At 32.4% G+C, this 11529-nt stretch carries 10 protein-coding genes; 4 read left to right on the plus strand and 6 right to left on the minus strand.

Features of this window, described 5'->3' with window-relative positions; all coding sequences use genetic code 11:
* Window positions 1–18: 18 nt before the first annotated feature.
* The 4 genes from MPF19_RS00775 (at window position 19) to MPF19_RS00790 (ending at window position 4292) form a co-directional block, all read left to right on the plus strand.
* Window positions 19–795, plus strand: coding sequence for a formate/nitrite transporter family protein (locus MPF19_RS00775; RefSeq protein ID WP_249986393.1), 777 nt, complete (start codon window positions 19–21; stop codon window positions 793–795).
* A 232-nt stretch (window positions 796–1027) separates the two neighbouring features.
* Window positions 1028–2017, plus strand: a complete 990-nt coding sequence (locus MPF19_RS00780) for an aspartate-semialdehyde dehydrogenase (RefSeq protein ID WP_249986394.1) — start codon at window positions 1028–1030, stop codon at window positions 2015–2017.
* Between the two features lie 10 nt (window positions 2018–2027).
* Entirely contained in the window at window positions 2028–3074 is a 1047-nt protein-coding gene (locus MPF19_RS00785; RefSeq protein ID WP_249986395.1) for a ferredoxin--NADP reductase, read from the plus strand.
* 552 nt (window positions 3075–3626) lie between these two features.
* On the plus strand, window positions 3627–4292 hold the full coding sequence (locus MPF19_RS00790) for a LysE family translocator (protein ID WP_249986396.1): 666 nt from the start codon (window positions 3627–3629) through the stop codon (window positions 4290–4292).
* Window positions 4293–4608: 316 nt separating this feature from the next.
* On the opposite strand, the gene MPF19_RS00795 is transcribed toward MPF19_RS00790, so the two are convergent.
* The 6 genes from MPF19_RS00795 to nrfD are packed head-to-tail and all read right to left on the minus strand — an operon-like array spanning window position 4609 to window position 11474.
* Entirely contained in the window at window positions 4609–6390 is a 1782-nt protein-coding gene (locus MPF19_RS00795; RefSeq protein WP_249986397.1) for a cytochrome c oxidase subunit I, read from the minus strand.
* A 36-nt stretch (window positions 6391–6426) separates the two neighbouring features.
* Window positions 6427–7434 (minus strand): cytochrome c oxidase subunit II, encoded by a 1008-nt coding sequence (locus MPF19_RS00800; RefSeq protein ID WP_249986398.1) that lies wholly within the window; start codon window positions 7432–7434, stop codon window positions 6427–6429.
* Between the two features lie 38 nt (window positions 7435–7472).
* Window positions 7473–8909 (minus strand): quinol:cytochrome C oxidoreductase, encoded by a 1437-nt coding sequence (locus MPF19_RS00805; RefSeq protein WP_249986399.1) that lies wholly within the window; start codon window positions 8907–8909, stop codon window positions 7473–7475.
* Window positions 8910–8936: 27 nt separating this feature from the next.
* On the minus strand, window positions 8937–9479 hold the full coding sequence (locus MPF19_RS00810; protein WP_203393361.1) for a c-type cytochrome: 543 nt from the start codon (window positions 9477–9479) through the stop codon (window positions 8937–8939).
* 10 nt (window positions 9480–9489) lie between these two features.
* A complete protein-coding gene (locus tag MPF19_RS00815) occupies window positions 9490–10017 on the minus strand; it encodes a DUF3341 domain-containing protein (protein ID WP_203393362.1) in 528 nt (175 codons plus the stop codon).
* A gap of 2 nt (window positions 10018–10019) precedes the next feature.
* The gene (gene nrfD / locus MPF19_RS00820) at window positions 10020–11474 is read right to left on the minus strand and encodes an NrfD/PsrC family molybdoenzyme membrane anchor subunit (protein WP_249986400.1); all 1455 of its coding nucleotides are present in this window, start codon (window positions 11472–11474) and stop codon (window positions 10020–10022) included.
* Window positions 11475–11529 lie beyond the last annotated feature (55 nt).

Genomic DNA, 11529 nt, shown 5'->3' on the forward strand with positions numbered 1-11529 from the left:
ATTCTACATTAAAAACTAATGAATACCCCAAAAGAAGTTATAACCCTTGTAAGCCAAATGGCCATAAACAAAGGAAAATATAAAATAAGTAAAACATTTATTCTTGCAATTTTAGCAGGAGCCTATGTAGCATTTGGAGGATTACTTGCTATTATTGTGGCAGGAGGATCTCCAGAAATAGCAGCCAACAACCCAGGATTGGTTAAGTTTATGTTTGGTGCTACTTTTCCTATCGGACTAATACTTGTTGTAGTTGTTGGTGCAGAACTTTTTACAGGAAACAACGCTTACTTTATACCCAACCTTTTAAGAAAAAAACAACCCATTTCTGATATGCTCAAAAATTGGGGATTAGTTTATTCAGGTAATTTTGTAGGTGCACTTTTTCTTGCATACGTAATTACATATCTAACACATATTGTACACACTTCTCCTTATATAGATTCGGTTTACAATATTGCAATCGGAAAAACGAGTCATACTTTTTTAGTAACTTTTATAAAAGGTATAGGTGCTAACTGGTTAGTATGTTTAGCTATTTGGCAAGGTATGTCAGCCAAAGATACGGTAGGAAAAATATTTGCAATTTGGTTGCCTGTAATGGCTTTTGTTGCTATAGGATTTGAACATAGTATTGCCAACATGTATTTTATTCCACTTGCAATTTTTGAAGGTGCTGATATAACTTGGACTACATTTATCTTTAAAAATCTAATTCCTGCTACCTTAGGTAATATTGTTGGTGGGGCACTTTTTGTAGGACTCCCTTATGGATACCTATTTGGTAAAGAATAATTAGAAGTTAAAATAAAAGATAACTACCTCCCTCTTTTTTAAATACTAGCATTATATTTTATAACATTAAAGACTCTGCATTATAATTTTACATCAACTTGTTTAAATTTAAACATTAGAAAAATTTGTGATTCAATTTTAAACTTTGGTTGATTTATAAGGAATTAAGTGATTTATATAATTATTATTTTTAAGATATTTGCAACTCAATTTAATATTAAATTTTTAGGCGATGAAAATAGCTGTAGTAGGTGCAACTGGAATGGTGGGCACAGTAATGTTTAAAGTATTAGAAGAACGTAATTTACCTATAACGGAATTAATTCCTGTAGCATCTGCAAGATCTGCTGGAAAGAAATTAACATATAAAGGAAAAGAATATACCGTAGTAACCTTAGAAGACGCTGTAAAAATGAAGCCAGATATTGCTTTATTTTCTGCAGGCGGAGATACTTCTTTAGAATGGGCACCAAAATTTGCTAAAGTTGGTACAACAGTTATAGATAATTCTTCTGCCTGGAGAATGGATCCTACTAAGAAATTAGTGGTACCAGAAATTAACGGTGATGTTTTAACAAAAGACGACAAAATTATTGCAAACCCAAACTGTTCTACAATTCAGTTAGTAGCAGTTTTATCTCCGTTACATTTAAAATATAAAATGAAACGTGTAGTTATTTCTACATATCAATCTGTTTCTGGTTCTGGAGTAAAAGCAGTGCAGCAATTAGATAACGAAGAGGCTGGTATTGATGGTGAAATGGCTTATCCACATAAAATTGGTAGAAATGCAATTCCTCATTGTGATGTTTTTTTAGAAAACGGATACACAAAAGAAGAAATGAAATTAGTAAAAGAACCAAAGAAAATTTTACGTGATGATTCTTTTTCTGTTACAGCTACTGCTGTTAGAATTCCTACTGCTGGTGGACATTCTGAAGCTGTAAATGTACAGTTTGAAAATGATTTTGATTTAGATGAAGTTCGTAAAATATTAAGCGAAACGGAAGGTGTTATTGTAGAAGATGATTTGGCAAATAACGTATACCCGATGGCAATAAATGCACATGATAAAGATGAAGTGTTTGTTGGACGAATTAGAAGGGATGAATCTCAAGAAAATACCTTAAATTTGTGGATAGTTGCAGATAACCTACGTAAAGGTGCTGCTACAAATACAATACAAATTGCCGAATATTTAATAGCGAATAATTTGGTGTAAAATACATGTAATGTCAACATTTCATAAAATAAATATCCAAGAAGTAATAAGAGAAACCGCAGATGCGGTTTCTCTTGTATTTAAAATACCCGGAAACCTAAAATCTAACTTTGCATTTCACGCGGGGCAATACTTAACACTTAAAAAAACCATTAACGGTAAAGAAGTTAGAAGAGCCTATTCTATCTGTTCTTCGCCTAGTGATCGCTATTTAAAAGTGGCTATTAAGGCGGTAGAAAATGGTCTTTTTTCTACGTACGCAACCACAGAATTAAAAGAAGGGAATTTTATTGAAATTTCTGAACCAGAGGGTAAATTTATATTACAACCTAAACCAAATAAAAAATACATCGCTTTTGCTGCAGGATCTGGTATTACACCAATTCTATCTATGGTTAAAGATGTTTTAGAAAACGAAACTTCTTCTACTTTCACTTTAATCTATGGAAATAAAACAGTTGCAGACACTATTTTTAAAGCAGAATTAGATGCTTTAAAAGAGGCAAATCCAGATCGTTTTAACTTACATTATATTTGTAGTAGAGAACAACTAGAAGGTTCTTTATTTGGTAGAATAGATAAAGCACACACCAATTTTTACATCAACAATAGTTACAAAAGCACATCTTTTGATGCTGCCTATTTATGTGGACCAGAAAGCATGATTAATGAAGTTTCTGCAACACTAAAAGAACGTGGTTTTACAGATAAAAATATTCATTTCGAATTATTTACCGCTTCTGTAGATGAAGAAGCTGTTTCTGAAATTAAAGAAGGTACCACAGAAATTACGGTGCTATTAGATGATGAAGAAACCACTTTTACAATGAACCAAACAGATGATATTTTATCTGCTAGTTTGCGTAATAATTTAGACGCTCCATATTCTTGTCAAGGTGGAGTTTGCAGTACTTGTATGTGTAAAGTTACAGAAGGAAACGCAATAATGGTTAAGAACTCTATTTTATCAGACAGTGAGATAGAAGAAGGTTTGGTGTTAGCTTGTCAGGCATATCCAACAACTTCAAAAATCTCTATTGATTTTGATGATGTTTAAAATGTATAACTAATAAATTACTTAATCGAGTAATTATCCTACAAGGTTTCCAAAACCTTGTAGGTATCGTACATTATTAAATCCATTGCTATTTTTTGGGCGTTCAAGCGGGCTTTCCATTATATCTTTTTGCCGAAAAAGCAAAAAGGATGTCATTTCAATCCCTAACGCGAGTTTTCGTTATATTCAAAATACTAAGATCTCCACAACTGTTGTCACTCCGAACACAGAACGATCACATACCTCAGAAAATAAGACTATTAAAAACTTTTTGTGATTTATGTTAGCGTAGAAAGGCTAAAACTAGGTAAAAAAAACCACAAAAAACTAAAGAGTGTCGCTTCACACGTAGCGAGAAGTCCCATAATAATGAAAACACCAAATTAAAACTCTTTATGAGATTTTACTTAAAGTCACACTGATAAAATTAGATGAAAACATAGAATTTCTATAATTAAATCTCGTAAAATTCAATCAACAATAAAACTCGTTATCCTCATTTTTAAAAAATTCATAATTGGTAAATCCTAATTAAACAATTATCTTTATAGAATGGATATTTACGATTTTAAGAATGCTTTTTTAATAGGATTTTTCATGGCTTTTATGATAGGACCTGTTTTTTTTATGCTTATTCAAACCAGTATTTTAAAAGGTGCAAGAGCAGCCATTGCTTTCGATCTTGGCGTAATTTTAGGTGATATAACGTTTATATTAATCGCCTATTTTGGAAGTAGGTCGTTTTTAGAGAAAATAAAGGATGACCCAAGACTTTTTTTCATTGGCGGATTAGTATTAATCATATACGGACTTATTACCTACTTTGATAAACAGAACAAAAAAGAAGCACTAGCCTCTGCTGAAACCATTGAAGTTCCCATTCAAAATAATTATATCAAACTATTTTTTAAAGGTTATTTCTTGAATTTTATAAACATAGGTGTTTTAGCCTTTTGGCTAGGAACTGTTCTTTTAGTAGGGCCCACTTTAAAAATGAATCCAAATAGTATCTTTTGGTACTTTGCCACCGTAATATTAGGATATGCAATTACAGATTTAGGAAAAATTTTATTAGCCAAACAACTCAAAAATAAAATGACACCTTTGGTAATCTACAGGTTAAAGAGAATAATGGGAATAATTTTAGTAGTTTGTGGTGTATTTTTGATGCTTAAGGGATTTATACCTAATGATAAAATAGATCAACTTATAAATTAAGCATAAACGTAACCAAATTAGAAGTATACACAATAACACTATTATTACATACAAAGTTGTTTAAAATGCATAATTAAGGCCAATAAAGCTCCATACTACCTATTCTGATGCTTCCTAAATAGCAAGAGAACAAACACCAAGAAACAATACATCATACAAATACTATTAAACTAAAAAATAAAGTTGAATACATCATAGATTTGTCCTTCAACCAAAATTAAATCTACTTATAAGACAAAAAAACCAGTGAAATAATTTCACTGGTTTTTTTTATAATAAGATCATTTAAATATAGTTAAATGATATCTATTTAATGCTAAGAAGGCTCTTCACCCTCTAATAAAGGTACGGTTTGTAAAACGTAATCTTGACCGTGTAGATAATCACTATCATCATCATCAGCATCAACACGTTTACTATAGTCATACGCCCATCTATGAACCTCAGGTAACTTCCCTGGCCAGTTTCCATGAACATGTTCTACTGGAGTTGTCCATTCTAAAGAATTTGCTTTCCAAGGATTCTGAGTTGCTACTTTCCCTCTATAAATAGAGATAAAGAAATTTGCAAGAAAGAACAATTGTGCAACACCACCCACTAAAGCAAATAATGTAATCACTTTATTAATGTCAGACAAATCATCAAACATAGGGAAATTAGTATTTGTATAATATCTTCTAGGCAAACCAGCTAACCCGATAAAGTGCATTGGCCAGAAAACTCCATAAGCACAAATAATGCTTAACCAAAAGTGCCAATATCCTAATGTTTTATTCATCATTCTACCGTACATTTTAGGAAACCAATGATATACACCAGCAAACATCCCAAAAATTGCAGATACTCCCATTACCAAGTGAAAATGCGCTATTACAAAATAAGTATCATGCACATTAATATCTAATGCAGAATCTCCTAAAACGATTCCTGTTAAACCTCCTGTTATAAACGTAGAAACTAATCCGATAGAAAATAACGTGGCTGGGTTTAACTGCAGATTACTTTTCCATAAGGTAGTAACCCAGTTAAAAGATTTAACCGCAGAAGGTATTGCAATTAATAAAGTTGTAAACGTAAATACAGAACCTAAGAAAGGATTCATACCCGAAACAAACATGTGGTGTCCCCAAACAATCGTAGATAAAAACGCAATTGCTATAATAGAACCAATCATTGCACGGTAACCAAAAATAGGTTTACGAGAATTAATCGCTAAAATTTCAGAAACAATACCCATTGCAGGTAAAATTACAATATATACTTCCGGGTGACCTAAGAACCAAAATAAGTGTTCAAATAATACTGGTGATCCACCTTGGTAATGTAAAACTTCTCCAGAAATAAAGATATCTGATAAATAAAATGAAGTTCCAAAACTTCTATCAAAAATCAATAATAACGCTGCAGATAATAATACTGGGAAAGAAACTAACCCAATAACTGCGGTAATAAAGAAAGCCCAAATTGTTAAAGGCAATCTAGTCATTTTCATTCCTTTTGTTCTTAAATTAAATACAGTAACTATATAGTTTAAAGATCCAATTAAAGAAGACGCAATAAAGATTGCAATAGAAACCAACCATAAGGTCATACCCATTCCAGAACCTGGAATTGCTTGTGGTAAAGCACTTAATGGTGGATAAATAGTCCATCCTGCAGATGCTGGTCCTGCTTCAAGAAATAAAGAAAACACCATGATTACACTTGATAAAAAGAATAACCAGTATGAAACCATATTTAAGAAACCAGAAGCCATATCTCTAGCCCCAATTTGCAATGGAATTAATAAATTTGAAAAAGTACCACTTAAACCAGCAGTTAATACAAAAAACACCATTATAGTACCATGTATTGTTACCAATGCTAAGTACATATCTGGATCCATTATTCCATCCGTTTGATGATGACCTAAAAATGCCTCAACAATAGAGAATGATTGTTCTGGCCACGCTATTTGTATACGAAATAACATAGACATTAACACCCCAATAATTCCCATAAACATACCAGTTACTAGGAACTGCTTAGAAATCATTTTATGATCTTGAGTAAAAATATATTTTGTTACAAATGTTTCTTTATGATGATGTTCTGACATAATCTTATTAATTTGTAGTGTATTTTTTAATTATAATTATTTAATAACTGATGCTAACGTAGGTTGCTCTGCAATCCATTTCTCATATTCTGCTGGCTCTACAACTGTAATTTTCATTTGCATGTTATAGTGAGAAGCACCACAAATTTTATTACATAATAATAAATAATCAAACACATAAGGATCTTCTCCTTTAGCTTTTCTTATTTTATTAATTCCTGCAGTTTTTTCAATAACTTCAGACTGTTGTCTCATTTCTTCGGTTGTGTACTTAGGTGTAAAACCAAATTGAGTAACCATACCAGGAACACAATTCATTTGTGCTCTAAAGTGAGGCATATATGCTGAGTGAAGTACGTCTTGCGAACGAAATTTGAAATGAACCTTTCTACCCTTCGGCAAATACAATTCAGTTACTTGTTTATCGTCTTGTGCATTTTTGTCTGTCATATCAACACCCAATGTGTTAATACCCTTGATGTAATTTACATTACCTAACCCAAGTGTGTTATCCTCACCTGCATAACGTGCATCCCATCTAAACTGTTGTGCATATACTTCTATAACAACAGGATCTTCTAAGTCAGATAAATCCATTACGTTATTCCATTGCCATAATCCATAACCTATTAAAACAACTAAAACTACAGCTGGAGTAATAGTCCAAATAGCCTCTAATTTATGGCTATCTGAATAGAATTTTGCTTTTTTACCTTTTTCACCTTTATATTTAAAAGTAAAATAGAAAAGTATGAATTGCATTAAAAATTGTACTATACCTATTAACCAAAATGTAATATCAAAAAGGTTATCGTCATGCTCCCCTTCATAGGTAGCAGACTCTGGTAATAAAACAACATTCATAAAAATTAAGCAATAAATCATCATTGCATATAAGAATACCATAAAGTAAATGGCATTTCTACCTTGAGTAGCATTGTCCTTATCAGTAGCAATTACGCTTCTTAAGTTCATTATTCTGGTTATTTGCCAGAAACTTACACCGATTGCAACAGCTATAAAAATATAAAATAGAGCTAGCATATTTATCTCGTCTTAATTGTTTTGATTTAAATTATATATTAATGATGATCTCCTGAACCTTCACCTCTGTGTTCAATATTATAATAGTGATAATGTTCACTTTCTTCTAAGAATGGATTTCCTGTTGGTATTGGATTTGCTTTTGCGAATGCACTAAATGTAGCATAAATAAAGATTCCTAAGAAGAACAATAACGAACCAATTTCAGGAATTCCAAATGACCATTGAGCACCTACCGTAGCAGGCATTACCATTACAAAAATATCTATATAATGACCTAAAAGGATAACAACACCTCCAATAACTACAAACCAAGGAATACTTTTAAAGTCACTATTTAACAATAGCAATATAGGAAAAACAAAGTTCATAACTACCATTGCCAAGAACGGTAAATTGTATTCATTAAATCTCATTGCAAAGTATGTAGTTTCCTCTGGAATATCTGCATACCAAATTAACATAAATTGTGCAAACCATAAATAGGTCCAAAAGATAGAAAAACCAAACATGTATTTCGCTAAATCGTGAATATGACTATCATTTACACCAGGTAAAGCACCTTTAGATCGTAAGTAAATTGTTACAAATGCAATTACAGTTAATGCACTAACTAGTAAACTAGCCAATACATACCATCCAAATAATGTAGAGAACCAGTGAGGGTCTAGACCCATAATCCAATCCCAAGACATTAAAGTTTCTGTAATCATAAATAAGAAAATAAAACCTACAGAAACGTTATAACTTAACTTATATGTTTTATGATTATCATTAACCGTATCTTCTTTAATAGAGTTTCTACGGATAAACCATCTATATCCATTCCATATTGCTAAATAGACAACACTTCTAATAGCCCAACCTGGAAGATTAATCCACCAAGATTTACCATCTATAATAGGATCATAATTAGGACTTGTAGGATCAAAAGTACCTTCTGCCATCCAAGGGAACATGTGATTCCAATGCATAACTGCCGAACCAATAACTATTAACATTACAATAGATGTTGGTACTAAATTAGCTGTTATTGCTTCCATTACTCTAAAAAGTAAAATAGACCAACCTGCTTGAGCAACTCTTTGAATCGCATAAAAAGCCAATACTAATAACGTTATTCCTAAAAAGAAAAATAACGATACATATAATGCCGACCAAGGCTTATTTTTTAATTGATGTAAAACATGTTCTGCATGTGCATCATCATGATGTTCACCATGAGCATCTGCTGAAGCATGAGTTTCTGCCACTGCACCATGAGTTTCAACACCTTCTGAACTATGATGTTCATCAACTTTAACTTCCTCATGTGAAGTAGCATGACTATCGCCATGTGCTCCTTGATGTGAAATAATTTCTTTAGCTTCTTCTACCGTTTTAGGTGCTGAATAAAAACCATAACCAATTCCCACTAAACCAACAAGTATTAGTGCTAATGAGAATGTTTTTAATTTACCTGAGAATTGATACATATCTTTTCGTATTCTTTCTTATTGAAATTATAATTCTGAACGTAATTTTTCTACGTATTGTACTATCTGCCAACGTTCTGTGTACGTTGTTTGAGATGCATGTGAACCCATTAAGTTTTTACCGTGCATAATTACAAAATAAATACTACCTGCGTTAATATCTCTATCTTTATAGTTTGGAATACCTGAAAATTTATCTCTTTGAGATAAAACTCCATTTCCATCACCTTTTTTTCCATGACAAGATATACAGTAAATATCGTACATCGCTTTTCCGTTTGCTAAATTTTCTTCAGTAGCCTCTAACGGATTTGTTCCTGTTGCTTTTGCCAACTCATAACCTTCATTAGTATTAGGAATATCATATGCCGGATGACCACCTCTTGGAATTGTACCAGCAACTGGCTCTCGGTTTACAGGTTCTCCATCAATACTTTTAGCACCATTTACATCATAAGGTACAGACACATACATATCTGGCATATATTGTAATTGAGGCGTTCGTTTATCATTACAAGAAATGATACTTGTAAGAGTAAATAAAGCGATAATTAATTTAAAATTCTTCATTATCTATATATTAGTGCTTGTCTACTACATTAATTTCTACAGCTCCTGTTTTTGCTAATAAAGCAGTAATCTTAGCTTCATTATTATTTACAGGTATTTCCATTAAAAAATGATCATCTGTAGTTCTTGGGTCAGGATTTTCAGCTTCTTTAAATGGCCATATTCTACTTCTCATATAAAAAGTAATTACCATTAAATGGGCTGCAAAAAACACTGTTAATTCAAACAAAATTGGTACAAATGCTGGCATATTAGCCCACCAAGAAAAGTTAGGCTTACCACCAATATCTTGCGGCCAATCTTGAATCATCATGTAATTAGTCATCCAAATTGCAAATGATAATCCTACAATTCCGTATAAAAATGCAGTAATTGCCAATCTTGTTGGTGCTAATCCCATTGCTTTGTCTAAACCATGTACAGGAAAAGGACAAAATACTTCTTCTATATGAAGATGTTCTGCTTTTACAGCTTTCACTGCGTCCATTAGAACTTCGTCATCATTATAAAATGCGTGAATAACTTTTGATGATTCCATAATTATTCTTTATTAGATTTATCAGTTGTACCTGCTACGTTTGCTACATTAATAGCTGGCTTAGTTGGTATACCTTGTTCTCTTCTCTTCTTGTAAAATTCACCAGAAGATTTTAAAATTGTTTTTACTTCCGCTTGTGCAATAACTGGGAATGTTCTTGCATATAATAAGAATAATACACCAAAGAATCCTATTGTTCCTACAAAAATACCAACATCTACAAACGTAGGTTCAAAACGCCACCATGTAGATGGTAAATGACCTTTACTTAATACAATTGCAATAATATCGAAACGTTCAAACCACATACCAATATTAATCGCGATAGAAATAATAAAAGTAATTATAAAACTTCTTCTAAATTTCTTAATCCAAAGTAACTGAGGCGTAATAATATTAAATATAATCAGCGACCAGAATGCCCAAGCATAAGGACCAGTTGCTGCACCTACAGATAAATATGTATAATTTTCGTAAGGTGAACCTGTATACCAAGCAATAAAGAACTCTGTTGCATACGCTACAGCGACTATACCACCTGTTAAGATAATTACCATATTCATATATTCAATATGCATACGTGTAATGTAGTCTTCTAAATTCGTAACCTTTCTCATAATTCCTAATAACGTTTGTACCATTGCAAATCCAGAAAAGATTGCTCCTGCTACGAAATAAGGAGGAAAAATAGTTGAGTGCCATCCTGGGTTAATAGAAGTAGCAAAATCCATAGATACAATTGTGTGTACAGAAAGTACTAATGGTGTTGCTAAACCGGCAAGAACCAAAGATACTTCTTCAAAACGTTGCCAATCTTTTGCTCTACCGGACCAACCGAAAGATAACAAAGCATATATTTTCTTTTGAAAAGGCTTCACAGCTCTATCTCTAATCATTGCAAAATCTGGTAATAAACCTGTCCACCAGAAAACTAACGATACAGATAAATACGTTGATATAGCAAAAACATCCCATAATAATGGTGAGTTAAAGTTTACCCACAACGAACCAAATTGATTCGGCATTGGCAATACCCAATACCCATTCCATGGTCTACCCATGTGAATAATAGGAAACAATCCTGCCTGAAAAACGGCGAAAATTGTCATTGCTTCTGCAGAACGATTAATTGCCATTCTCCATTTTTGACGGAATAGTAAAAGTACTGCAGAAATTAATGTTCCTGCGTGACCGATACCAACCCACCATACAAAGTTTGTAATATCCCAAGCCCATCCAATGTTCTTGTTCAATCCCCAAACTCCAATACCGGTTCCTACGGTGTAAAAAATACATCCAAATCCCCATAGCATACCTGCTAAAGAAATATAAAACGCGATGTACCAGTTTTTATTTGCAGCTCCTTCAATAGGCTTTGCAATGTCTTCTGTAATATCGTGATAACTTTTATCACCTAATACTAAAGGTTCCCTTATGGGTGCTTCGTAATGAGACATATTTTTATTACTTAGTTTATTTATAGTTTTTAAACTTTCAAAGATTTTAAACTTT

Source organism: Polaribacter sp. Z014, from assembly GCF_023555435.1.
Classification (GTDB): domain Bacteria; phylum Bacteroidota; class Bacteroidia; order Flavobacteriales; family Flavobacteriaceae; genus Polaribacter.

Excerpts from the sequence above, each read along its gene's own strand:
- MPF19_RS00780 (WP_249986394.1), top strand. The coding sequence starts at position 1,028 with ATGAAAATAGCTGTAGTAGGTGCAACTGGAATGGTGGGCACAGTAATG.
- MPF19_RS00815 (WP_203393362.1), bottom strand. The coding sequence starts at position 10,017 with ATGGAATCATCAAAAGTTATTCACGCATTTTATAATGATGACGAAGTT.
- MPF19_RS00810 (WP_203393361.1), bottom strand. The coding sequence starts at position 9,479 with ATGAAGAATTTTAAATTAATTATCGCTTTATTTACTCTTACAAGTATC.
- nrfD (WP_249986400.1), bottom strand. The coding sequence starts at position 11,474 with ATGTCTCATTACGAAGCACCCATAAGGGAACCTTTAGTATTAGGTGAT.
- MPF19_RS00805 (WP_249986399.1), bottom strand. The coding sequence starts at position 8,909 with ATGTATCAATTCTCAGGTAAATTAAAAACATTCTCATTAGCACTAATA.
- MPF19_RS00775 (WP_249986393.1), top strand. The coding sequence starts at position 19 with ATGAATACCCCAAAAGAAGTTATAACCCTTGTAAGCCAAATGGCCATA.
- MPF19_RS00795 (WP_249986397.1), bottom strand. The coding sequence starts at position 6,390 with ATGTCAGAACATCATCATAAAGAAACATTTGTAACAAAATATATTTTT.
- MPF19_RS00800 (WP_249986398.1), bottom strand. The coding sequence starts at position 7,434 with ATGCTAGCTCTATTTTATATTTTTATAGCTGTTGCAATCGGTGTAAGT.
- MPF19_RS00790 (WP_249986396.1), top strand. The coding sequence starts at position 3,627 with ATGGATATTTACGATTTTAAGAATGCTTTTTTAATAGGATTTTTCATG.
- MPF19_RS00785 (WP_249986395.1), top strand. The coding sequence starts at position 2,028 with ATGTCAACATTTCATAAAATAAATATCCAAGAAGTAATAAGAGAAACC.